Origin of the sequence: Tsukamurella tyrosinosolvens (assembly GCF_900104775.1) — a bacterium.
GTDB classification, from domain to species: Bacteria; Actinomycetota; Actinomycetes; order Mycobacteriales; family Mycobacteriaceae; genus Tsukamurella; species Tsukamurella tyrosinosolvens.
Genome location: NZ_FNSA01000003.1, coordinates 1,912,122 through 1,935,059, shown reverse-complemented (window position 1 = coordinate 1,935,059; position 22,938 = coordinate 1,912,122). Strand labels below are relative to the sequence as shown.

Here is a 22,938-nt window from a genome sequence, read left to right as displayed (position 1 = left end):
CGGAAGACGACGGTGACCGCCCCTCCGGGCGGAGGGACGGTCACCGTCGAACACGAGAGAACGGGAGCTACCAGCCCAGAGTCTCCAGCTGCGCCTGCACCGCGGCGCGGTACTTCTCGACGTTGCCGGTCTTGATCGACTCGTAGCCGCGGACCATGTCGGGCAGCTCGGCGAGGGCCACGACCTGAACGCGCTGCTCGTCCGCGACGCGACCGCCCTCGGCGGCGGCGATCATGAGGCCCACCAGTGCGCGGTACTCCGCGATGAGGGTGCGCTCCATGCGGCGCATCTCGGTCATGCCGAAGACGTCGAGCTTGGTGCCGCGCAGGCGCTTCATCTTCGCCAGCGTCTTCATGCCCGGGTTCACCCACTCGCCCAGGGCGAGCTTGTTCTTCAGGCCCATCTCCCGCAGCGTCGGCGGGTGCAGGCGGATCGCCTTCTTGGCGTCGGCACCGAACTCGTCGGCGACCTGCGCCGCGAAGCCGGCGTCCTGCGAGAGCCGGGCCACCTCGTACTCGTCCTTGTAGGCCATCAGCTTGTGCAGGTTGTGCGCAACGGCCGCGGTGAGATCCTCGGATTCCCAGCTCTTCTCGGCGCGGAAGACGCGGGCCACGTCGGCGACGTAGCGCTCGGCGTAGGCCTTGTCCTGGTACGCGACCAGCTCGTCGACGCGCAGGCCGACCTGGCGCAGCAGTTCCTCGGAGCCGCCGTCGAGGACGGCGACGAGGCTCTTGGCGAACGCGCTGACCGGGGCCGGCGCGGGCACGGGGTGCAGCGCGTCGATCGCGGCCTTGACGCCGGCCGGGTCCGAGACCGACTGGCGGCCGCGGCGGAACGCCTGCAGGTTCTTCTCCACGGCGACGCCGTTGAGCTCGATGGCCCGCTCGATCGACGCGGAGCTGATGGGCAGGGCGCCCGTCTGGAACGCGGCGCCGACCATGAACAGGTTCGCGTACTGCTCGTCGCCGAACAGCTGCAGGGTCAGGTCGCCCGGATCGAGGTAGACGGTCCGCAGCGACGCCCGGTCGATGGCCTCGTGGATGCTCCGCGAGTCCGGGTAGCCGACCGACGTGTCGATCACCATCTGGCCGGTGGGGACCTCGGTCGTCGAGACGATCGAGGTGGTGCGCTCGGGCGAGGCGACCTTGAGGTTCGCCGGGTCGACGCCGACGAGGCTGTCGCAGGACAGGTACACGTCGCAGTCGCCCGAGGCGACCTTCGCGGCCTGGTCGACGTACGTGGCCGAGACCTTGATGTCCGAGACCACGGCGCCGCCCTTCTGGGCCATGCCGGTCATGTCGACGGTGCGCGCCGAGTGGCCGTCGAGCACCGTGGCGGTGGCCAGGATCTGCGAGACGGTGACCACGCCCGTGCCGCCGATGCCGGTGATGCGGATGGCCATGCCGTCCGCCTCGCGCCGGGCCTTCTTCGGCTGCGGGATCGACTCCGCCGTGATGTCGGGCACCGACTTGCGGACCTTGCCGACCTCGCCCGGCGTAACCGTCACGAACGACGGGCAGTCGCCCTTGAGGCACGAGAAGTCGAGGTTGCAGGAGCTCTGGTCGATGCGGGTCTTGCGACCGAACTCCGTCTCGACCGGGTGCACCGAGAGGCAGTTGCTCTTCTGGCCGCAGTCGCCGCAGCCCTCGCAGATGCGCTCGTTGATCACCACGCGCTGGTTGGGCGTGGGGTACTTGCCGCGCTTGCGCTTACGGCGCTTCTCCGCGGCGCAGTGCTGATCGTGCACGAGCACTGTCACGCCGGCGACCTCGGCCAGCTCGCGCTGCACGTCGAGCGTGTCGGCGCGGTCGCGGACCTCGACGCCCTTCGGCAGGCCGAGGGCCTTGGTGCGCTTGGGATCGTCGGAGGTGACGACGACCTTGCTCACGCGCTCCGCGAGCAGCAGGGTGCAGATCTGCGGCAGCGTCATCTCGCCGACCGGATCCTGGCCGCCCGTCATGGCGACGGTGCCGTTGAACAGCAGCTTGTACGTGATCCGCTCGCCCGAGGCCACGGACTGGCGCAGCGCCAGCGAGCCCGAGTGCATGAACGTGCCGTCGCCGATGTTCTGCACGAAGTGCTTCTCGGTGACGAACGGCGCCATGCCCACCCACTGCGCGCCCTCGCCGCCCATCTGGCTGACACCGGTGACGTCGCCGACCTGCTGCGGATCCATGAGCAGCACCATCGCGTGACAGCCGATGCCGGCGCCCACCAGCGTGTCGTCGGCGACCTTGGTGGAGGTGTTGTGCGGGCAGCCCGAGCAGAAGTAGGGACTGCGCGCGGCGAGCGGCAGCTCGATCCGCGTGCGGACCTGGGCCTTGCGGTCCAGCCAGTCCTTCGCGGCGGGCACCTGGTGCACGCGGGCGAGGCGCTGGGCGAGGCCGCGGGAGACCGAGTCGACATCCAGCTCGCCGAAGCGGGAGAACAGGGTGGAGCCGTCCTCGTTGGCCTTGCCGACGATGTTCGGGGCGCCGGGGTGCCGGAACAGGATGTCGCGCATCATCGTCTCGAGGAAGTCGCGCTTCTCCTCGACCACGATGACCTCGTCGAGGCCGTCGATGAACTCGTGCAGGATCTGCCGCTCGAACGGGTAGACCATGCCCATCTTCAGGATCCGGATGCCGAGGCGGTTGAGCTGGTCGTCCTCGATGCCGATGAGCCGGAGGGACTCGCGCACGTCGAGGTAGGTCTTGCCGGCGCAGACGATGCCGATCCGGTCGTCGCTCGAGCGCACCGTGATCCGATTGAGGCGGTTGATCCGGGCGTACTCGGTGGCGCGCGGCATGCGGACGGTGAGCTGGTTCTGCTCGAGCTCCATCAGCTTCGCGCCGAGCAGCTGGCCCGACGGGACGTGCGGGCTGGTGCCCAGGTCGCCGTAGACGGGCAGGATGCGGTCCGGGTGCACGTCCGCGGTCGACGATCCGTCGGCGACGTGCGCGGAGATCTTCAGCGAGGTCCACAAGCCGGACACGCGCGACATGATCGCGGCGTGCACACCGAGGTCGAGGATGTCCTGCGAGTCTGCCGGGTAGAGGATCGGCATGTAGAGGTCGGCGAGCGACATCTCGGAGGCGCACGGCACCGTCGAGCTCTTGGCGCCCGGGTCGTCGCCGACGAGGGCGACGGCGCCGCCCGTGGGGTGGGTACCGATCATGTTGGCGTGCCGCAGCGCGTCGGTGGCGCGGTCGAGGCCGGGAGCCTTGCCGTACCAGTAGCCGGTGACGCCGTCGAGGCCGCGGTCGAGGTGCCCGACCTGCGCGGCGATCTGCGAGCCCATGACCGACGTGGCGGCCAGCTCCTCGTTGAGGCCGGGGCGGTGGACGATGTCGAAGTCCTTGAGGTACTTCGTGCGCTTGGCGATCTCCAGGTCGTAACCCGCGAGCGGCGAGCCCTCGTACCCGGAGATGAACGAGCCCGTCTTGAGGTTCTGGCGGCGATCGAGCCGCGCCCGGTCGCGCACCATGCGCACCAGGGCCTGAATGCCCGTGAGGTAGATCGTGCCCTCTTCGCGCGTGTACCGATCGTCCAGCGAGAAGGACTCGACCGAGGCGGACTGCCCGCCCCGGGGGTCGGCGTCGTGCCGGCCCGCCCGCGTGGCGTCGGTACCGCCGGGGAGCTTCTCGATCGGCGAATTGGCGTCAAGGGTCACTGAAACCACCGTGCTTTCTCTCAATACGCCCTGTTCCAGGGGTGGCGGAACCGGGCGTGGGCTGTGTCGGTGGTCACAGCATAGCCGCTGAGACGGCGTAATTCACAGCCGTCTCGGGCGACTCGCCGCGCGCCGACCGGGCCCGTCGCGCCGGGCCGATACCCTGACTGATCGTGAACCTCCGAATCGCCCGGATCGCCGCCGTCGTCGCCGGCCTGATCGGCCTGGTGCTCGCGATCGCGACGCCCCTGCTGCCGATCAAGCAGACCGCCGTGACGATCGACTGGCCGCAGTCGGGATCACTCGCCCCGGTCACCGCGCCGCTCACGATGTACAAGCCGCTGGAGGTCGACGCGACCATCCCGTGCGCGGTCGCGGCGGCGGCACCGTCGGACAGGCAGACGGTGCTCGCGGCGACGACGCCCCCGCCCGCCGGGGACCGGGCGCGCACGGCCGGGCTGTTCGTCACCGTCGACGGCGAGGCCCTGACGGTCCGCTCCCGGGGCGCTCTGGTGCACCACGTGCCCCGCGCCGACCTGACGCGGTGCGGCGAGCTGCGGATCGCGATCGACGCCGACCACGCATTCGCCGCGGCCAGCGGCATCTCGGCCCAGGGCGACGTCCGCGGCGACCTCCGGCCCCAGGTGGTGGGCGTCTTCTCCGACCTCCCCGCGGACCTGCAGGGCCCGACGCCGAAGGTCACGATCGACGTCGACTCCCGCTACACCTCGTCGCCGTCGGTGCTCAAGGGCGCCGCGATCCTCGTCGGCGTGGCCTGCGTCCTCGTCTCGCTGCTCGCGCTGGCGCTGCTCGATCGCGCCGACGGCCGGCGCCGGGGCAGGCTGCTCCCCCGCAGCTGGCTGCACGTGCGCCTCGCCGACGTCGCCGTGATCGGCAGCCTCCTCGCCTGGCACATCGTCGGGGCGCCCACCTCGGACGACGGCTACATCCTGGGGATGATCAAGGCGGCGCCGCACTCCGGCTACATGCCCGAGGTCTTCCGCTACTACGACGCCCCGTACGCACCGTTCGGCATGCCGTTCTACGTGGTCTCGTGGATGGCCGACCTCAGTGTGTCGAGCCCGTGGCTGCGCCTGCCCGCGCTGCTCTCCGGGATCCTGGCCTGGTTCCTGCTCTCCCGCGAGGTGCTGCCCCGGCTGGGCCTGAGCAAGCGCCGGGCGCCGCGCGACTACTCGCGGGCGCTGTGGGCGATGGCCGCGGTCTTCACGCTCTTCTGGCTCACCTACAACCCCGGCCTGCGCCCGGAGCCGATCGTCGCGGTCGGCACCGTCGTCACCTGGTGCCTGGTCGAGCGGTCCATCGCGACCCGTCGACTCGCGCCCGCGGGCGTCGGCCTGGTCGTCGCCGGACTCACCCTCTCCGCAGCCCCGACGGGCAGCTTCGCCTTCGTCGTCTTCCTCGTGGCGGCGGCACCCCTGTGGCGGGCGGTGGTGGCGCACGTGCGGGCGAACGGCTACGCGGCGACGCTGCTCACCCTCGGTGCCGCGGGCGCGTCGGTGCTGTTCCTCGTGTTCGCCGATCACGGCCTCGTCGAGATGCTCCAGTCCACGAAGCTGCTCGGCGACGTCGGGCCCAGCGAGCCCTGGCACCGCGAGATCATCCGGTACGAGGCCCTGTTCCAGCAGAACCCCAACGGCTCCGTCGCCCGACGGTTCGCGATGCTCGCCCTGTTCCTCGGCTCCGCGATCGTCGCGACGCTGCTCCTGTGGCGCCGCCGGATTCCCGGCCTCGCGACCGGGCCGGCGCGCCGCGTGGTGGCCGCGATCGGCGTCTCGCTGCTGGTCATGGCGTTCAACCCCACCAAGTGGACCCATCATTTCGGCGCCTTCGCCACGCTGGGCGCGATGGTCGCGGCGATCGCCGTCGTGGCAGTCGGGCCGCGGACCATCCGCCGGCCGCAGTTCCGGCTCCTCGCTCTCGCGGCGGTCGCCGGCTGCGCGACGCTCGCGTTCGAGACCACAAACGGCTGGTTCTACCCGGGCAACTTCGGCATCCCGTGGGGCGGCGCCGCGCCGACCGTCGCGGGTGTCAAGATCGCGACCGTCTTCGGCGCTCTCACCGTCGTCCTTCTGCTCGCCTCGCTCGTGGTGCACGTGACGGGCCGAGTGCCCCGGCTCCCCGAGTTCGGCGGGCGGCTGCCCGGGTTCGCGACACCGATCACCCTGGTGGCGACGCTCATCATCGCGATGATCGGGGCCACCAACGTCGCGTCGATCATGATCCAGCGGCCCGCCTACTCGTACGGCCAGCAGAACCTGCGCTCGCTCGCGGGCGATCCGTGCGGCATGGCCGACGAGGTGCTCGTCGAGCGCGACGCCACCGCGGGCGTGCTCGCACCGATCGGCACGGCCCCCGACCCGCTCGTCGGCGAGCTCAACGCGAACTTCACGCCGAACGGCATCGCGGGCAGCCTCTCCTCGTCGTCGCGCGGCGCCGCCGACCTGGTGCGCACCGGCGACGCGGACAACACCCCGTCGAACACGGGCGGCACGGGCGGCGGCACCCTCGACGCCCCCGGCGTCAACGGCTCGACCGCGGCGCTGCCGTTCGGGCTCGACCCGGCGCGCGTGCCGGTGGTCGGCTCCCGGCAGACCGGGCCGCAGCACTCCGCGCGCGCGATCTCCAGCTGGTACGCCCTGCCCGCGGGCGGGATCGACCGGCTGCTGACCATCAGCGTCGCCGGCCGCTTCGGCCCCGGCGACCTGCAGCTCGAGTTCGGCACCGGCGAGGGCACGATCACCCCGAACGGGGCGGTCACGCCGATCGACATCGGTCCGGCGCCCGCGTGGCGTAACCTGCGCGTTCCTGCGGAGACGGTGCCCGCGGGCGCGACCGCCGTCCGGGTGCGCGCGACGATCACGGCACCGTCGGAGAACACGTGGGTGGCGTACACGCCCCCGCGCGCACCGAAGCTGGAGCCCCTGCAGGAACTGCTGGGCGACGATCCGACGCTCGTCGACTGGGGCGCCGGCATCGGCTTCCCCTGCCAGCGGCAGTGGCGCGAGAACGGCGGCGTCGCGGAGCAGCCGAAGTGGCGGATCCTGCCCGAGCGCGATCTCGCGGCCGCGGCGACCACCACGTGGCAGGGCGGCGACGCCGGCGGACCGCTGGGCTGGGCGCTACTGCTCGCCAAGGCGCAGACGGTGCCGACGTACCTGAACCACGACTGGGGCCGGGAGTGGGGCGCGCTGGAGCGCTACGTGCCCTACGTCGACGCGCCCGCGGCGCAGCTGGGCCGGACCGAGGTCACGCGGACCGGGCTGTGGACTCCGGGGCCGACGCCCCAGGAGTGACTACCAGCGGGACCTCGGAACATCGAACTCCATGCAGAGGGCCCGCCACACGTCCCGCGGATCGACGCCGGACTCGATGGCCTGATCACCGGTGACGCCGAAGTCGCCGAGCCGGTGATCGCGCATCAGGGTGTCGCCACGAAGGGTGCCGAACTCGGCGTAGAGCAGTTCGCGGAAGTCGGTGAGGCGCACCGCACCAGGTTACCGATAGGCCTCGCACACCAGCACGGGGTCCGCGACGCGGTGCGCGCCGTCCGCTGCGGACCGCGCGGCGCGGGCGTACGACGGATCGTCGAGCACGCGGCGCACGCCGTCGCGGATCGCGGCGGCGGTCGCGGGACGCACGAGCACGCCGCTCCCCTGCCGCGCGACCCGGTTGGCGAGTTCCCACTGGTCGCCGCCGCCGGGCACGACGACGACCGGCTTGCCGGCGGTGAGGGCCTTGGTGAGCATGCCGTGCCCGCCGCCGCAGACGACGGCGTCGGCGCGGGCGACGAGCTCGTCCTGGCGGCCGAAGCCGCTGGCGACCCACGGTTCGCCGAACGCGGGCGGATTCAGCCCGCTCACCGCGAGCCGAACGCCGGCGCCGCGCAGCCCGTCGACCGCGACCTCGGCGAGGTTCTGCTCCCCCGTCGCCGCGGTCGACGGGGCCACCATGACGAGCGGGCCGGTGCCGTCGGGAACCGGGCACGGATCGTCGGTCGGCTCCAGGGTGAGCGGCCCGACGAGGTGCGTCCGCGCCGGCCAGTCGGCGCGCGGCAGCTCGAGGGCGGGGATGGTGGCGACGAGCCGCCCGGCCGGGCCGCCGTCGCGGGCTGGGAGCCCGATGCCGGCGCGGGCCTCGGCGCGCTGGCGGAGGCCGTTGCGGATGTCACGGGCGGTGAAGGCGCGGAGCACGGCGTCGCGGAGCAGCTCGCGCGGCGTCTGCGCGGGGGCGAGGCCGGATCCGATGGGCGGCAGCCCCTTCGAGGGCAGGTAGAGGGGGTGCGGGCTGAGTTCCAACCAGGGCACGCCCAGGAGTTCCGCGGCCATCCCGCCGCCGGGGGTGAGGATGTCGGCGACGACGAGGTCGGCGCGGACCTCCTCGATCCCGGGCAGCACCTTGGTGGCGATGTACGCGGCGCGGCCGTGGATCTTGGCTCCGGCGTCGCCGTCGTCGTCGCCGGGCCGGGCGGCCAGGCCCGGGAGTTCGCGGGTGTCGACGCCGTAGCGTGCGCCCACCTCGCGCCACTGCCGGCCGGTGAAGACGACGGGCTCGTGGCCGGCGCCGATCAGGCGGAGTGCAAGGGCGAGGCCGGGCAGTGCATGCCCGGCCTCGGAACCCGCGACGATCGCAACGCGCACCCGCACTCCTTCGTGAGCCGTCGGCACGCCCGCGGGGGCGTGCGCGGGGTCGGCCCGCTAGAACGTGCTCGGGGTCTTCTTGCCCGAGCTCAGCCACTTGACCACCGTGACGATACCGATCACGACGAGCGCGATGACGGCGAGCGGGAACAGGGACTTGATGATCGCCGAAGCCACCATCAGGGCGAGCCAGATGACGACGATGGCGCCGAGGATCTTCCAGAACATTGCGGTGCACCTTTCGGGGAGTGACGTGAAGGTCTTTCGTCTTCCATACTGCCCCCGCGTGAGCGCGAAAGTCACGCTCTGAACTGCGGTTTCAGGGAGAATTGGGGGTTAACCCCGAGGGCGGGTCACCAGGTGTGGGGATCGGGAACCGGCGGCAGGGCGGCGATGCCGTACGCCCAGGAGCGCAGCCGCTCGGCGGTCTCCTGCAGGCGGGGTGTCGCGGTGCTGAGCGCGTCGAACCGCGCGGGCGAGCCCAGGGAGCCGCGGGCCGCCGCCACCGTCGTCGCGGCGGACCGGACCATGTCCCGGTAGGCCTCGACGCCCTCGTCGAGGCTGTCCAGGCCGTCCTCGAAGGTCTCGCGCAGGTACGCGGCGGACCCGCCCCCGCCGGCGACGACCCGTTCGAGGTCGGCGAGCTGCTCGGCGTAGGAGACGATCGCGTCGGCCGAGGTCTCGGCGTCGTCGTCGAGCTCACTGAGGGCGTCGGCCGGAAGGCCTCCCGAGCGGGTGAGCACCGACATGAGCGCGAGGAACTCCTGCTCGGCGTCGGCGAGGGCCCGTACGGGGTCGTGCAGCGCGGAGGATCGCGCCGGGACGGTGCGGCGCGCGTAGGTGCGGGGCGGAGCCGGGGTGCGGCGCAGGCGGCGGAGCTTGCGCACGGCGTAGCCCGCGGGCACCGCGACGAGCGCGGTGACGGCGGTGGCGGTACCGCCCACGACGGGCGCTGCCGCGGCGAAGCCGCCCACGGCCACGACCGCCGAGGTGGAGGTGGTGGCAGCCCAGCTGTTCACGGTGTACCGGGCATGCTTGAGGGAGCGCTGGTGAGCGGCCTTCGGGTCCCGCCGCCGCGCGGCCTTGTCGCGCGCCTCGTCGGCGGCGCGGGCGGCCGTCTCCATCGCGGTCGACGCGGCGGTGATCGCCGATGCGGCCATACGACCAGCGGAGGCCGCCACCGCCGAGAAGTCGGTGCGGTAGCGGCCTCGCTGGTCGGTCATCGTTCCTCGGTTCTCAGGGCTTCTGCAGGTTCGGGTTCGGGGCCTGCTGCGGGGTCTGCGGCGCGGGCGCGGCCTGCGGGGCCGCAGGGGCGCCCTGAATCTGACCGCTGGCCTGCATCGACGCGCGGATCTGCTCGAGCCGCGAGTGGCCGGCCATCTGCACGGTGGCGTTCTGGACCTCCATCATGCGGCCCTGGACGGAGTTCTGCGCCAGCTCGGTGGAGCCGAGAGCGTTGGCGTAGCGGCGCTCGATCTTCTCGCGGACCTCGTCGAGGTTCGGGGTGTTGCCGGGTGCGGAGAGCTGACCCATCTGGTTGAGCGATGCGGAGACCTGCTCCTGCATCTTCGCCTGCTCCAGTTGGCTGAGCAGCTTGGTGCGCTCGGCGAGCTTCTGCTGCAGCTGCATGGCGTTCTGCTCGACCGCGCGCTTGGCCTGGCCGGCGGCCTGCAGCGACTGGTCGTGCAGCCCCTTGAGGTCCTCGACGCCCTGCTCCGCGGTCACCAGCTGTGCGGCGAAGGCCTCGGCGGCGTTGGTGTACTCGGTGGCCTTGGCCGCATCACCGGCGGCGGTGGCCTGGTCGGCCAGCTGCACGGCCTGGCGCGTGTTCGCGGACAGCTTCTCGACCTCGGCGAGCTGGCGGTTCAGCTTCATCTCGAGCTGGCGCTGGTTGCCGATGACGGCGGCGGCCTGCTGCGAGAGGGCCTGGTGCTGGCGCTGGGCGTCCTCGATCGCCTGCTGGATCTGCACCTTCGGATCGGCGTTCTCGTCGATCTTCGAGTTGAACAGCGCCATCAAGTAGTTCCACCCCTTGACGAACGGGTTAGCCATCGTCAGTTCTCCTCCGCCTCGATACGTCCATGTCCGGATCCACGTCCGGCCGCCCGGCGACCGCCGGACTCGTGCTTACCAATCTATCGGGAAGGACCCCGCCGCGCCGCCCTGGTACGCGGGTTCGGGGGAAATCCCCGAACCCGCGGAGCGGTCGTCTCAGGGTCAGGCGGCGGCGAGCGCCGGCGCGGGGATCACCATCGTGGGGATCGGGCGCATCGACACGCTGGCCTGGGCCACCACCTCGGCCACCTCGATGGCCAATGCGCCGCAGATGGCGGCCAGCAGCTCGCTGGACGCCTCCTTCTGGCCGCGCTCGACCTCGGACAGGTAGCCGAGGCTGACCTGTGCCGCCGAGGAAACGTCTCGCAGCGTGCGACTCTGGCGCACCCGGGTCTTACGCAGGTTCTCGCCGATCGCCTCGCGAAGCAGTAGAGCCATGCTCACCTCCGTTGTGGTATCTGTCCAGTCAACGCGGGGCGGGCCCGGATGGTTCCCGATTCGCCGAAACCCGCACGCGGAGCTCCCGGAGGGCGGCGTCGACGGCGCCCCGGCGGACCGCGGCACGGTCACCGTCGAGGTGGAGCGTGGTCACCGTGGCACCCGACGGACCCGATATCCCCAGGTGGACGGTGCCGACCGGCACGCCGTCCTGCTCGGTGGGGCCGGCGACGCCGGTGAGGCCGATCCCCCAGTCGGCTCCGCAGCGCGTTCGCGCCCCGTCGGCGAGGGCGCGCGCGGTGTCGGGGTGGACGGGGCCGTTGCGGTCCAGCTCGCCCGACGGGACGCCGGCCAGGCTCGCCTTGAGGTCGGTCGCGTAGACGATGAGGCCACCGCGCAGCACGGCGCTGGCGCCGGGGACGTCGGCGACGGTCGCGGCGAACAGCCCGGCGGTCAGCGATTCGGCCGACGCGACCGTCTGGCCGCACTCGGCGAGTGCGGCTACCAGGCGGGCGGCGTCACCGGCGGCCACGCCACCAGCTGAGCAGGTAGTCAACGCCGGTCGCGACCGTGACGACGACGGCCGCGCCCATCATGATCTGACTGGGCAGGTCCATCCAGGCCGGCAACGGCATGAGGTAGAGACCGATCGCGAGGGTCTGCAGGAGGGTCTTGAGCTTGCCGCCCCGGCTCGCGGGGATCACCCCGTCGCGGATCACGGCGAACCGGAAGGCGGTGATGCCGAACTCGCGGGCGAGGATCACCAGGGTCACCCACCACGGCAGGTCGCCGAGCACGGACAGGCCGACGAAGGCCGCGCCCGTGAGCGCCTTGTCGGCGATGGGGTCCATGAGCTTGCCGAAATCGGTGATCAGGCCGTAGCGGCGCGCGATCTGGCCGTCGACGCGGTCGGTGATCATCGCCACGGCGAAGATCGCGAAGGCGATCCACCGCCACGTGGTGGAGTGCCCGCCGTCGACGAACAGCGCCGCGAGGAAGACGGGAACGAGTACGATCCGGAGCACCGTCAACCCGTTCGCGACGTTGACGTTCGAGACAGGTGTGCTCGCGGGCTGCACGCCGTCCGTTGCACTCACGTGGATCAGCCTATCGGTACGCGGATTCGGCGGTTCTGCGCGCTACAGTTTCTCCCCGTGACCGCCGACCACGAGGATGTGCTGCGCCGCGCCCGGACGTCCGACGTCCCCGCGATCAAGCGCCTCATCGACGTCTACGCGGGACGGATCCTGCTGGAGAAGAACCTGGTCACCCTGTACGAGTCGGTGCAGGAGTTCTGCGTGTACGAGGTGGGCGGCGCCGTCGTGGGCTGCGGGGCGCTGCACGTGCTGTGGTCCGACCTGGGCGAGATCCGCACCCTGGCGGTCGACCCGACGGTGAAGGGCCACGGCATCGGGCACAGGATCGTCGCGCGACTGCTCGACGAGGCGCGTGCGCTGGAACTGCACCGGGTGTTCGTACTGACCTTCGAGACCGCCTTCTTCGGCCGCCACGGATTCGCGGAGATCGACGGGACGCCGGTCAGCGCCGAGGTCTACAACGAGTTGTGCCGAAGCTACGACGAGGGCGTCGCGGAGTTCCTCGACCTCTCGTCCGTGAAGCCCAACACGCTGGGCAATACCCGCATGCTTGTCACGCTCTGACGGCTATCCGGACTTCACCTGATCGGACGGCGATTCGCGCACTGTGAACCAGCCCGGACCGGGGTGTCGTGAGTGTGGTGAATCACGGCCAACCGTGATTGACTCCTCCGGTGAATGTGATCGGTGAGCTGCGGGCGGCCGGATGCGCCTTCGCCGAGCGCGAGGCCGAACTGCTGGAGGAAGCGGCGTCCGGGCCCGACCTGGAGGACCTCGTCCGGCGACGATGCGCGGGCGAGCCCCTGGAGCACCTCCTCGGCTGGGTGGAGTTCCGCGGACGCCGGCTGCTCGTCGGCCCCGGTGTCTTCGTCCCCCGGCGGCGCACCGAGTTGCTGTCCGAGCTGGCCGATGGTTCGGGCGTCCTCGTGGAGCTGTGCTGCGGCGCGGGGCCCGTCGCCGCCACCGCGGCGTCCGCGAAGGCCTACGCCGCCGACATCGACCGGACCGCGGCGGAGTACGCCGCGCGCAACGCCCCGGCGGCGACGGTCCTCGTCGGCGACCTGTTCGGGCCGCTCCCCGCGGCGCTGCGCGGGACCGTCGACGTGATCGCGGCGAACGCCCCCTACGTGCCCACCGCGGCGATCCGGACGATGCCCGCGGAGGCCCGCGACAACGAGCCGCACCGCGCCCTCGACGGCGGGCCCGACGGCCTGACGCTGCACCGACGGATCGCGCTGGACGCGCCGCGCTGGCTGCGACCCGACGGGCGGGTGCTCATCGAGACGGGCCGTCAGCAGGCCACGTACACGGTGGCCGCGCTGCGCGCCGTCGGCCTCGACACCCACATCGAGGTCGACGACGAGCGGCAGGCCACCGTGGCGGTCGGCGTCAAGCCGTCCTGACGCGGCTACTCCGACTTCGGGGTGCTGTCCTCGTCGACCAGGGCCTTCTGCCCGTCGCGCTTCGACTTGACCAGCGAGGCGATCGTGGTGATCGCCAGGACGCCGAGGATGACCGACAGCGACAGGCCGGTGGAGATCTCCGGGACCGCGACGTGCTCGCCGCCGTTGATGAAGGGCAGCGTGTTCTCGTGCAGCGCGTGCAGCACGAGCTTCACGCCGATGAAGCCCAGCACGATCGACAGGCCGTAGGACAGGTACACCAGGCGGTCGAGCAGGCCGCCGATGAGGAAGTACAGCTGACGCAGGCCCATGAGCGCGAAGGCGTTCGCCATGAACACCAGGTAGGGCTCCTGGGTGAGGCCGTAGATCGCGGGGATCGAGTCGAGCGCGAACAGCACGTCGGTGAAGCCGATGACGACGAGCGCGAGCAGCAGCGGGGTCGCGACCTTCTTGCCGTCGACCTTGGTGATCAGCTTGTCGCCGTCGTAGGTCTCCGTGGTGGGGACGATCTTCTTGAACAGCGCGGCGACGCGACCCTCGCGCTCCTTCTCGTCCTCGACCGGCCCCTCGGGCGACGACGCCTCCTTGACCAGCTTGATAGCGGTGTAGAGCAGGAACGCGCCGAAGATGTAGAACACCCAGGAGTACGCGGAGATCGCGGCGGCGCCGACGGCGATGAAGCCGGCACGCATCACCAGTGCCATGACGATGCCGATCAGCAGCACCTTCTGCTGGTAGATCCGGGGCACCGCGAACTTCGCCATGATGATGACGAAGACGAAGAGGTTGTCGACGGACAGCGCCTTCTCGGTCACGAAGCCTGCGAAGAACTCGCCGCCGTACTGCGGCCCGGAGACCGCCCAGACGCCGATGCCGAACAGGATCGCGATGCCGATGTAGACCGCCGACCAGAAGCCGGATTCCTTGAGCGAGGGCTCGTGCGGCGTGCGCACGTGGCTGAAGAAGTCGAAGACGAAGAGTCCGAGAACGACGAGGATCGAGACGATCCAGACGACAGCAGAAACTTGCATTGCATACACCTCCGGTACAGATCCGGAGGTCTCTCCCGACCCGACCTGCGGGTCCAGCGTGCCCGGGTGGATATCGATCCACCGTGTTGACGTTCACGCCGCGAGCGGGATACTCCCCTCACACATGCAAGCAGGACTGTATCAGAAGTCCGGTTCGTCCGCTTCCTGAGCGACCTCGCCGCCGCCGCGCAGCATCACCATCAGGCCGGGCAGTTCGTCGGGCGTGACCAGCACGTCGCGTGCCTTGGAGCCCTCGGACGGACCGACGATGTCGCGCGACTCCATGAGGTCCATGAGCCGGCCGGCCTTGGCGAACCCCACGCGCAGCTTGCGCTGCAGCATCGACGTCGAGCCGAACTGCGAGGACACCACCAGCTCGACGGCCTGCAGGAAGACGTCCAGGTCGTCGCCGATGTCCGGGTCGACGTCCTTCTTCTCGACCTTCGTCTCGGTGACGCCGTTGGCGTACTCCGGCTCGGCCTGGTTGCGCACGAAGTCGACGACGGAGGTGATCTCCTCGTCGGTGATGAACGCGCCCTGCATACGGGTCGACTTGCCGCCCATCGGCAGGAACAGCGCGTCGCCCATGCCGATCAGCTTCTCGGCGCCGGGCTGGTCGAGGATGACCCGCGAGTCCGTGAGCGAGCTCGTGGCGAACGCGAGGCGCGACGGGACGTTGGTCTTGATCAGGCCGGTGACGACGTCGACCGACGGGCGCTGCGTCGCGAGCACCAGGTGGATGCCGGCGGCGCGGGCCTTCTGCGTGATCCGGACGATCGCCTCCTCGACGTCGCGCGGCGCGGTCATCATGAGGTCGGCGAGCTCGTCGACGATGGCGACGATGTACGGGTACGGCCGGTACACGCGCTCGCTGCCGAGCGGCGTGGTGATCTCGCCGGAGCGCACCTTCCGGTTGAAGTCGTCGATGTGCCGCACGCGCGAGGCCTGCATGTCCTTGTACCGCTGCTCCATCTCCTCGACCAGCCAGGCCAGCGCGGCGGCGGCCTTCTTCGGGTCGGTGATGATGGGCGTGATGAGGTGCGGGATGCCCTCGTAGGGCGTGAGCTCGACCATCTTCGGGTCGATGAGGATCATCCGCACCTCGTCGGGGGTGGCGCGCGCGAGGAGCGAGACGAGCATCGAGTTCACGAAGCTCGACTTGCCGGAGCCCGTCGAACCGGCGACCAGCAGGTGGGGCATCTTCGCGAGGTTGGCGTTGACCATCTCGCCCTCGATGTCCTTGCCGAGGCCGATGACCAGCGGGTGCGTGTCCTTGCGCGTGTTGTCGGCGGCGAGCACGTCGGCCAGGCGCACCATCTCGCGGTCGGTGTTGGGCACCTCGATGCCCACCGCCGACTTGCCGGGGATCGGGGCCAGCAGGCGGACGTTGTCCGTCGCCACCGCGTAGGAGATGTTGCGGTGCAGCTGGGTGACCTTCTCGACCTTGACGCCGGGGCCGAGCTCGAGCTCGTACCGGGTGACCGTCGGGCCGCGGGTGTAGCCGGTGACGGCCGCATCGATCTTGAACTGCTCCATGACCCCGCTGATCGCGTCGATCATGGCGTCGTTCGCGCTGGTCCCCGCCTTGGCCGGCTCGCCCTCGATGAGCAGGTCGGCGGGCGGGAGGATGTAGTCCTCGCTGTCGATGGTCCGCGCGACGGTGAACTCGGTCGCCTTCGGCGCGGGGGGCGGCGTGTGGTCCTTGACCACCGCGGCGCGGCGCGGCTTGGGCGCCGGCGGCACCTCGACGGTCGGCTCCTCCGACGGTGCCGGCTCGGGCGTGATCGGTGCCGTCACCTCGTCCGACGGGGCCGGCTCGTCCTCGGCGGCGGCCTTGCGGCGGCGACTGCGCTTCGGCGGCTCGGGATCGGCCGGGTAGTTGTCGTACGGGTCGCCGTACGGGGTCAGCGCGCGGGTCGCGGTGTCGCCGCGCCCCGCGTCGAAGGCGGCGAACGGCGAGTCGAGGTCCTCGTCGTCGAGCGGCTCCTCGTCGCCGTACTGCTCCCGCATGTCGACGCCGAAGTAGAACTTGAGCCGGTCGATGATCTCGCGCACCGTCATTCCGCTCACCAGGAGCAGGCCGAAGAGTGCCACGAGGACGAGCAGGGGCACCGAGATCCAGGCGGTGAAACCGTCGGTGAGCGGGCCGCCGACGACGTACCCGAGGTAGCCACCGGCCGCGGCGCGGTCGTCGAAGGTCGACGGTCCGCCGGACGCGATGTGCAGCAGGCCCAGGAACGGCAGGACGATGAGGGCGGCGCCGACGCGGTGCCGCACATGCGCGGACGGGTTGTCGGGGCGGCGCATCATGACCACGCCGAGGGCGATGGCGAGCGGCGGCACGAGCACGGCGAACCAGCCGACCACCGCGCGGACGCCCGTCGAGAAGAACGAGCCCACGGGCCCGCCGGCGTCGAAGTAGACGGCCGCTCCGAGGATGATCGCGACGGCGAACAGGACCAGCGCGAGTCCGTCGCGCGAGTGCGTCGGCTTGGGGGTGGCGACCTCTCCTGTGGCGCCGGGCGCGGGCTCGTCGGCGTCGGGCCGGCCACCGGTGCGCACGACACCCCCGACCCCCTTGGCCAGCAGCTTCCATCCGGCGCCGAGGCCGCGCGCCACTCCCCCACCGGCGCCCGAGGCGGCCTTCGGGGCCGCGGCGCCCTGCTTACCGCGCGAGCGCGGGGCGGCCTGGCGGCTGCGCGTCGGGCTCGCGGCGCGGCTGGTGCGCGCGCCCCCGGAGCGGGAGTTCGCGGACCCGCGCGCGCGGGTGGTGGTCTTCGATGCCATGGGGGCAGTCTATCGACACTAACCCCATCCGTATCAAGTGCCACACATGTAACAGCAGGACCGGCGGCGGGTCGTCAGAGCGATCGGACCACCGAGCCGAGCAGATCGATGTCGCCGTCAGCGCCTTCGAAGGTGACCAGAGCCTCGTCGCGACCGAACGCCCACATCGTGACCTCGCTGATCGCGCCGATCACGGCGACCTGGGGTCCGCGCCCCGCCACGGCGACCGTGCCCTCCTCCGTGGTGAGACTGATCCGCAGCGGAGCACCGCGCATCGTGAGCCGCGCGATGCGCGCGACCACGTCGTGCAGGCCGCGCTCGACCCGCTTGTCGAGCACGCGCGGAGTCCACCCCGCCGCGGCCCGCCGGATGTCCTCGGTGTGCACGAAGTACTCGCCCAGGTTCGCCTGCCCATCGACCAGGCGCAGGGGCGACAGGCGCGGCGGGCCGCCCGCCACCGTCGCGAGCAGATCGTCGAACGACCGGGCCGCGATACCCGCCTGGACCCGTTCGGTGTACCCGGCGAGGGGGCGGACGAGGATGCCCGCCATGGCGTCGGGGCGCCCCTCGCGGAGAATCAGGTGCGCGAGCAGCTCACGAACCGTCCACTCACCGCACAGCGTCGGGGCGTCGGGTCCGGCGGCGCGCGCCGCGTCGACGAGGGCGGCGCGTTCACTCCGAGCAGGCTTCACACCGGTCACCCTAGTCGCGTTCGGCGAGGTGCCGCAGGGCACACTCGCGCTCCCTTACTTCGTACTGAAATCAAAACGAAGTGTTCTATACTTCACCGCATGATTGCGAACTCAACGTCGACGTCCCGCCGCGCGCGCTTCGCCTCGGCCACCGCCCTCCTCGCCGCCCTCGCGGCCGGGGGCACGGCCCTCGCCCCGGCGGCGTCCGCCGCGCCGGTGAGCCCGAACCTCGTGCTCACCAAGGCCGAGTTCCCCGCCGGGTCGAACGACTACCGCACCGGCCGGCTGAACGGCGAGGCGGTCACCATCAAGAACACCGCGCCGCAGCAGTGCAAGGACGCCGCGAACCGACTGAACGGAGCGAATGCGAACGCGCAGTCCGTGGCCGCCTCGGCCCGCAACGGATACTCGTTCATGACGGCCGGCGTCATCTCGCCCGCCCAGGGGACGCTCTGGCGCGGAGTGGCCCAGGCGTGCTCCGGGCGGAACGCGGAGCTCCCGGTGCCGGGCGATCTCACGCGGTTCAACCCCACCGTCATCACCTACGGCGAGGACGAGGGCGCCGGCGCGATCGAGGGCGCGGCCGACGTCAACGGATACACGGTCAACGTCTACGTCCGCGGCCTCAGCGAGACCCCCGCGAACACCGCCCGCTTCTGGCAGGTCTTCCGCGCGCAGATCCAGAAGGTCGAAAGGGCGCGCTGATGCGCCTGCGCACCCTGGTCGCCGGGTCGACGGTGGCGGTCCTCGCCGCCGTCGGCCTGCCTGCGGCCGCGCACGCGGCCCCGGTCGTCCCCGCGCGAGCGCTTCTGACCGCAGCGGAGTTCCCCGCCGGGTCCACGCACTACACGCCGGGCCGGCGCACGCCGTCGACAGGACTCGGAGGTCTCGAGTCCGCGGACTGCATCGCCCTGCGGGCCGGGCTGGACGGCGATTTCCGCCGGTCCGCGGTCGCGGACGCGGTAGCCCTCCGCGGTCGGAGTGCGATCATGGTGTCGATCGTCGATCGGCCGCTGACGTCCCGGATCGCCGACGTCGTGACCCGATGCGCCGAGCCGGATGTGCCGCGCGCAGTGGCAGTCACCGCCCCCGCGGACCTCGAGCTCGTCCGTCCGCGTGTACTGACCACCGGCGCTGACGACATCCGCGGATGGGCCGACGTCCGCGGCACGACGGTCGGCGTCATCGTCGAGGGCGAGAACGGCGCCGCCGCGGACCGCGACGCCTTCTGGCAGCTCTTGCGGGCGCAAGTCGCCAAGGTCGAGCGTCAACCGTGATCGCGCGACGTTTCGCCGCCGCGCTGGTTCCCGTCGCCGCGGTGTCGTTGTTCGTCCCCGCATTCGCGCACGCCGCGCCGGTGAACACCGCCCAGGCCGTCCTCGCGGCGCACGAGTTCCCCCTCGGCTCGTCGGGGTACGAGGTGGAGACCGAGACCCTCGGGCAGTTCGACCGGCCGCAGGCGGGCTCGCGCCCCGCCACCGCGTGCGGCCGATTCATCGACGCGATGTTCCAGCGCCTCAGCGGCGCGCGGGTGAGCGATGCCGGCGCCCTCCGCGGAGGCACCAAGATCAACGCGACCATCGTCAGCCGGCCGATGGCGCGGTTCATGGCCGAGGGATTCCCGACCTGTGAGGCGAGCCTCGCACCGAGGAGTCGCTCGACGGTCCTCGCCGCCCCCGCAGACTTGGCGCGGCTGAACCCGTTCCTCTTCCGCGACAAGGATGAGATCCAGGGCTGGGTCGACGTCCGCGGCATCTCCGTCAACGTCATCACGTCGGCAACCGTAGGCTCCGCCGTCGACACCGACGCCTTCTGGCAGACCCTCCGCGCGCAGGTCGCCAAGGTGGAGCGGCAACCGTGACAGCGCGGCGGTCCGCGGCAACGGCCATCATCGCAGCGCTCCTCGCCGCGTTTCCCGCCGCGGCCCAGGCCTCGCCGGGGTCCACGTCGCGGGCGGTCCTCACCGAGCACGAGATGCCTGCGGGAAGTTCCGGTTACACCGTGCGCACGGCGACCGCTCGAGTTCCCTCCGCTACCGTCCCGGATACGGCGTGCGATCGTGCGGGACGGCGAGCCGATGTCGCGCTCGCCGGGTCCACGGGTACCGAGGCGACGGCGAGGCGGGCCGGCGATACGCTGCGCGTCGAGGTATCGGATCGCCCCGGCGTGGCGGTCGCGCGCGATGTGATCACGTCCTGCAACGCCGATCCCGGCGTCGTTCCCGCGTCGGAGGTGGCCCCGCCACCGGACCTCGCGCGGATGGCGCCGTACGTCACGCGCACCCGGGATGGGCGACTCCTCCAGTCCGTCGTGGATGTGCGAGGCATGTCCATCGCCGTCTCCGTCACGGGCTCTCAGAAGCCGGCTGACTCCGCGACCTTCTGGCAGCTCCTCCGGACGCAGATCACCAAGGTCGAGAAGGCTCGCTGACTCCGCCACCTCGAACCGGACACTCCGCTAGGCTCCGGCCCACGAGAAGATCCTTCTTCGGAGGAGCGAACATGAACGTTCGACGCCGGGTCGCAGGTGCGGCAGCCGCCGCGGCCACCATCATCTCCCTACCCGCCCTCGCCCACGCCGCCCCGGTCGTCCCGCACCAGGCGGTGCTCGCCGCGCACGAGTTCCCCACCGGCAGTACCGGTTACAAAGTCGAGCGGGAGACGCTGACCTCCCCCGACGGGCTCCCCGAGGATTCGCCCACCGATTCGGTGTGCGGCACCAAGCTCAACGCACTCGCGCGCGTCTTGGAGGGCACGGAGATCGTGGAAGCCGAGGCCGTCCACGGCACGACGGAGCTCGAGGCCTCCGTCCTCAATAAGACGATCACCGCGGCCCGCGCCGCGGCGACCGAGGCCTGTCGCGCCGATGTCGCCGCGGCGGACCGCCCGGCGATCCTCGCCGCGCCCGACGATCTGGCCCGCCTGAAGCCGTTCATCATGGCCGTCGGCCGGAACACGTTGCAGGCGTGGGTCGACGTGCGCGGCACGACGGTGATCGTCGAGGCCGAGGGGAAGAAGGACGCCGCGGCGGACTCCGAGGTCTTCTGGCAGACGCTGCGCGCCCAGGTCGCGAAGGTCGAACGGCAACCCTGACACCATCATTCGAAGCGTTCTGCGACGCCCGTCCACGGAAACGTCGCAGAACGCTTCAGAAGATGTGTGCTACTCCCCCACCACGATCACGGTGGGGACGATCATCGGCCGGCGGCGGTAGGCCTTGTCGACCCAGCGGCCCACGGCCCGTCGGACACCCTGCGCGATGCGGTGCGCCTCCTTGACGCCCTCGGCGGCCAGGTCGGCGATCACGTCCTCGACGAGCTGCTCCGCCTCCTTGAGCGCGGTCGGGTCGTCGGAGAAGCCGCGGCCGGAGACCTCGGGCTTGCTGACGGCGTTGCCCTCCTCGTCGATCGCGACGGTGATGGCGATGAAGCCGCCCTCGCCCAGGACGAGGCGGTCGGACAGCGTCGACTCGCCGACGTCGCCGACGGAGCTGCCGTCCACGTAGACGTGACCGACGGGCACCTGCCCGACGATCTTCGCGACGCCGCCGACCAGGTCGACCACGACGCCGTCCTCGGCGAGCATGATGCGGTCCTTCGGTACACCGGTGGCCTCGGCCAGGGCGGCGTTGGCGCGCAGGTGCCGCCACTCGCCGTGCACGGGCATGGCGTTGCGCGGGCGCACCGCGTTGTACAGGTACAGCAGTTCGCCGGCGCTGGCGTGGCCGGAGACGTGGACCTTCGCGCTCTGCTGCGTGATCACCTTGGCGCCGAGCTTCGACAGCCCGTTGACCACCGCGAACACGGAGTTCTCGTTGCCCGGGATGAGCGAGCTGGCCAGCACGACGAGGTCGTTCGGCGAGATGGTGATGTTGCGGTGCTCGCCGCGGGCCATGCGCGAGAGCGCGGCCAGGGGCTCACCCTGCGAGCCGGTGGAGATGAGCACGACGCGGTCGTCGGGCAGCGACGCCGCGGTGTCGAGGTCGACCTCGACACCCTCGGGCAGGTGCATGTAACCGAGCTCCTGCGCGAGCGCCATGTTCCGCACCATCGACCGGCCGACGAAGGTGATCCGCCGGTTGTGGGCCATCGCGACTTCGGCGATCTGCTGGATGCGGTGCACGTGCGAGGCGAACGACGCCACGATCACGCGGCCCTTGGCCCGCCCGATCACGTTGTCGAGCACCGGGCCGATCTCCCGCTCCGGGGTCACGAAGCCGGGGACCTCGGCGTTGGTCGAGTCGACGAGGAACAGGTCCACGCCCGCGTCGCCGAGGCGCGAGAAGCCGGCGAGGTCGGTGAGGCGGCCGTCGAGCGGCAGCTGGTCGAGCTTGATGTCGCCGGTGTGCAGCGCCACCTGGCCGCCCGCGTGGATCGCCACGGCGATCGCGTCGGGGATGGAGTGGTTCACGGCGAAGTACTCGCACTCGAACGGGCCGTGGCTCGTCGACTCGCCCTCGCGCACCTCGATCAGCTTGGGCCGCAGTCGGTGCTCGTCGCACTTGGCCTTGACCAGCGCGAGCGTGAACTTGGCGCCCACGACGGGGATGTCGGGCCGCAGGCGCAGCAGGAAGGGCACCGCGCCGATGTGGTCCTCGTGGCCGTGCGTGAGCACGATGGCCTCGACGTCCTTGATGCGGTCCTCGATGTACCGGAAGTCCGGGAGGATCAGGTCGACGCCGGGCTGCTGGTCCTCGGGGAAGAGCACGCCGCAGTCGACGACGAGCAGTTTGCCGTCGTACTCGAAGACGGTCATGTTGCGACCGATCTCCTTGATGCCGCCGAGCGCGACGACGCGCATGCCGCCCTTGGGCAGCTTGGGCGGGGCGCCCAGCCGCTCCACCGCGGCCGACGGTGCCTTCTGCCCACCACCGCGCCGCCCGCCGCCGCGACGGTTCCCGCCACCCTTCGACGCGGACTTCTGCGGCTGCTTCGCCTCGGCCTTCGCCGGCGCCTGCTTCGCGGCCGGGGCCTGCGCCGGGGGCGCCTGGGCCGCCGGGGCCTTGTCCTCGACGACGACCCGCGCCGCCGAGGTGGAGATCACCGGCTTGGGCTCGGCAGGCGGTCCCGCCTGTCGGGTGGCCTTGCGGCTCCGTCGGGCTCCGCCTGCTGCACCGTCGGTCATTG

Annotated in this window: 21 protein-coding genes; 8 read left to right on the top strand and 13 right to left on the bottom strand. The window is 71.3% G+C overall.

Going from position 1 to position 22,938, the window contains the following annotated elements; all coding sequences use genetic code 11:
• Positions 1-67: 67 nt before the first annotated feature.
• Positions 68-3,652, bottom strand: a complete 3,585-nt coding sequence (locus tag BLW32_RS10760; RefSeq protein ID WP_068742166.1) for an indolepyruvate ferredoxin oxidoreductase family protein — start codon at positions 3,650-3,652, stop codon at positions 68-70.
• 173 nt (positions 3,653-3,825) lie between these two features.
• On the opposite strand from BLW32_RS10760, the gene BLW32_RS10755 reads away from it, so the two are divergent.
• Positions 3,826-6,966 (top strand): arabinosyltransferase domain-containing protein, encoded by a 3,141-nt coding sequence (locus BLW32_RS10755; protein ID WP_068742167.1) that lies wholly within the window; start codon positions 3,826-3,828, stop codon positions 6,964-6,966.
• On the opposite strand, the gene BLW32_RS10750 is transcribed toward BLW32_RS10755, so the two are convergent.
• The 8 genes from BLW32_RS10750 to pgsA all read right to left on the bottom strand — a co-directional run bounded on the left by BLW32_RS10750 (position 6,967) and on the right by pgsA (position 11,900).
• Positions 6,967-7,158, bottom strand: coding sequence for a DUF3046 domain-containing protein (locus BLW32_RS10750; RefSeq protein WP_068742168.1), 192 nt, complete (start codon positions 7,156-7,158; stop codon positions 6,967-6,969).
• A gap of 9 nt (positions 7,159-7,167) precedes the next feature.
• Positions 7,168-8,310, bottom strand: coding sequence for a glycosyltransferase (locus tag BLW32_RS10745; protein ID WP_068742334.1), 1,143 nt, complete (start codon positions 8,308-8,310; stop codon positions 7,168-7,170).
• A 57-nt stretch (positions 8,311-8,367) separates the two neighbouring features.
• Positions 8,368-8,538 carry a hypothetical protein gene (locus tag BLW32_RS27485; RefSeq protein WP_164711677.1) on the bottom strand — a complete coding sequence of 57 codons (171 nt, stop codon included), beginning with the start codon at positions 8,536-8,538 and terminating at the stop codon, positions 8,368-8,370.
• 125 nt (positions 8,539-8,663) lie between these two features.
• Positions 8,664-9,533 carry a phage shock envelope stress response protein PspM gene (gene pspM / locus BLW32_RS10740; RefSeq protein WP_068742169.1) on the bottom strand — a complete coding sequence of 290 codons (870 nt, stop codon included), beginning with the start codon at positions 9,531-9,533 and terminating at the stop codon, positions 8,664-8,666.
• A 13-nt stretch (positions 9,534-9,546) separates the two neighbouring features.
• Entirely contained in the window at positions 9,547-10,362 is an 816-nt protein-coding gene (locus tag BLW32_RS10735) for a PspA/IM30 family protein (RefSeq protein ID WP_068525016.1), read from the bottom strand.
• Positions 10,363-10,527: 165 nt separating this feature from the next.
• Positions 10,528-10,803, bottom strand: coding sequence for a helix-turn-helix domain-containing protein (locus tag BLW32_RS10730; protein WP_068525870.1), 276 nt, complete (start codon positions 10,801-10,803; stop codon positions 10,528-10,530).
• A 28-nt stretch (positions 10,804-10,831) separates the two neighbouring features.
• The gene (locus BLW32_RS10725) at positions 10,832-11,359 is read right to left on the bottom strand and encodes a CinA family protein (RefSeq protein ID WP_414929960.1); all 528 of its coding nucleotides are present in this window, start codon (positions 11,357-11,359) and stop codon (positions 10,832-10,834) included.
• Positions 11,322-11,900 (bottom strand): CDP-diacylglycerol--glycerol-3-phosphate 3-phosphatidyltransferase, encoded by a 579-nt coding sequence (gene pgsA, locus BLW32_RS10720; protein ID WP_068525014.1) that lies wholly within the window; start codon positions 11,898-11,900, stop codon positions 11,322-11,324. The genes BLW32_RS10725 and pgsA overlap by 38 nt, the downstream gene beginning before the upstream one ends.
• Positions 11,901-11,957: 57 nt before the next feature.
• On the opposite strand from pgsA, the gene BLW32_RS10715 reads away from it, so the two are divergent.
• Together BLW32_RS10715 and BLW32_RS10710 are read left to right on the top strand one after the other, a co-directional pair.
• On the top strand, positions 11,958-12,464 hold the full coding sequence (locus tag BLW32_RS10715; protein ID WP_231857391.1) for an amino-acid N-acetyltransferase: 507 nt from the start codon (positions 11,958-11,960) through the stop codon (positions 12,462-12,464).
• A gap of 110 nt (positions 12,465-12,574) precedes the next feature.
• A complete protein-coding gene (locus BLW32_RS10710; protein ID WP_139286126.1) occupies positions 12,575-13,303 on the top strand; it encodes a putative protein N(5)-glutamine methyltransferase in 729 nt (242 codons plus the stop codon).
• 5 nt (positions 13,304-13,308) lie between these two features.
• Here BLW32_RS10710 and BLW32_RS10705 read toward each other — a convergent pair whose 3' ends face one another.
• From BLW32_RS10705 to BLW32_RS10695, 3 genes are all read right to left on the bottom strand, one after another.
• Positions 13,309-14,334, bottom strand: coding sequence for a TerC family protein (locus BLW32_RS10705; protein WP_068742172.1), 1,026 nt, complete (start codon positions 14,332-14,334; stop codon positions 13,309-13,311).
• Positions 14,335-14,475: 141 nt separating this feature from the next.
• Positions 14,476-17,121 carry an FtsK/SpoIIIE family DNA translocase gene (locus BLW32_RS10700; protein WP_082791463.1) on the bottom strand — a complete coding sequence of 882 codons (2,646 nt, stop codon included), beginning with the start codon at positions 17,119-17,121 and terminating at the stop codon, positions 14,476-14,478.
• A 74-nt stretch (positions 17,122-17,195) separates the two neighbouring features.
• A complete protein-coding gene (locus BLW32_RS10695) occupies positions 17,196-17,813 on the bottom strand; it encodes a TIGR03085 family metal-binding protein (RefSeq protein WP_068742337.1) in 618 nt (205 codons plus the stop codon).
• Between the two features lie 99 nt (positions 17,814-17,912).
• On the opposite strand from BLW32_RS10695, the gene BLW32_RS10690 reads away from it, so the two are divergent.
• The 5 genes from BLW32_RS10690 (at position 17,913) to BLW32_RS10670 (ending at position 20,905) form a co-directional block, all read left to right on the top strand.
• Positions 17,913-18,518, top strand: coding sequence for a hypothetical protein (locus BLW32_RS10690; protein WP_068742173.1), 606 nt, complete (start codon positions 17,913-17,915; stop codon positions 18,516-18,518).
• Positions 18,518-19,090 carry a hypothetical protein gene (locus BLW32_RS10685; RefSeq protein WP_068742174.1) on the top strand — a complete coding sequence of 191 codons (573 nt, stop codon included), beginning with the start codon at positions 18,518-18,520 and terminating at the stop codon, positions 19,088-19,090. Before BLW32_RS10690 ends, BLW32_RS10685 begins: the two co-directional genes overlap by 1 nt.
• Positions 19,087-19,674: a hypothetical protein gene (locus BLW32_RS10680; protein WP_068742175.1), complete on the top strand. Its 588-nt coding sequence runs from the start codon at positions 19,087-19,089 to the stop codon at positions 19,672-19,674. Before BLW32_RS10685 ends, BLW32_RS10680 begins: the two co-directional genes overlap by 4 nt.
• A 305-nt stretch (positions 19,675-19,979) precedes the next feature.
• Positions 19,980-20,243, top strand: coding sequence for a hypothetical protein (locus BLW32_RS10675; protein ID WP_068742176.1), 264 nt, complete (start codon positions 19,980-19,982; stop codon positions 20,241-20,243).
• Between the two features lie 71 nt (positions 20,244-20,314).
• Positions 20,315-20,905 carry a hypothetical protein gene (locus tag BLW32_RS10670; protein ID WP_068742177.1) on the top strand — a complete coding sequence of 197 codons (591 nt, stop codon included), beginning with the start codon at positions 20,315-20,317 and terminating at the stop codon, positions 20,903-20,905.
• 69 nt (positions 20,906-20,974) lie between these two features.
• On the opposite strand, the gene BLW32_RS10665 is transcribed toward BLW32_RS10670, so the two are convergent.
• Entirely contained in the window at positions 20,975-22,936 is a 1,962-nt protein-coding gene (locus BLW32_RS10665; protein ID WP_068742178.1) for a ribonuclease J, read from the bottom strand.
• Between the last annotated feature and the right edge of the window lie 2 nt (positions 22,937-22,938).

Bases quoted from the DNA above. Each gene is read 5' to 3' on its own strand.
- BLW32_RS27485 (WP_164711677.1), bottom strand. From the start codon at position 8,538: ATGTTCTGGAAGATCCTCGGCGCCATCGTCGTCATCTGGCTCGCCCTG.
- pspM (WP_068742169.1), bottom strand. From the start codon at position 9,533: ATGACCGACCAGCGAGGCCGCTACCGCACCGACTTCTCGGCGGTGGCG.
- BLW32_RS10735 (WP_068525016.1), bottom strand. From the start codon at position 10,362: ATGGCTAACCCGTTCGTCAAGGGGTGGAACTACTTGATGGCGCTGTTC.
- BLW32_RS10730 (WP_068525870.1), bottom strand. From the start codon at position 10,803: ATGGCTCTACTGCTTCGCGAGGCGATCGGCGAGAACCTGCGTAAGACC.
- BLW32_RS10705 (WP_068742172.1), bottom strand. From the start codon at position 14,334: ATGCAAGTTTCTGCTGTCGTCTGGATCGTCTCGATCCTCGTCGTTCTC.
- BLW32_RS10700 (WP_082791463.1), bottom strand. From the start codon at position 17,121: ATGGCATCGAAGACCACCACCCGCGCGCGCGGGTCCGCGAACTCCCGC.
- BLW32_RS10690 (WP_068742173.1), top strand. From the start codon at position 17,913: ATGATTGCGAACTCAACGTCGACGTCCCGCCGCGCGCGCTTCGCCTCG.
- BLW32_RS10685 (WP_068742174.1), top strand. From the start codon at position 18,518: ATGCGCCTGCGCACCCTGGTCGCCGGGTCGACGGTGGCGGTCCTCGCC.
- BLW32_RS10670 (WP_068742177.1), top strand. From the start codon at position 20,315: ATGAACGTTCGACGCCGGGTCGCAGGTGCGGCAGCCGCCGCGGCCACC.
- BLW32_RS10665 (WP_068742178.1), bottom strand. From the start codon at position 22,936: ATGACCGACGGTGCAGCAGGCGGAGCCCGACGGAGCCGCAAGGCCACC.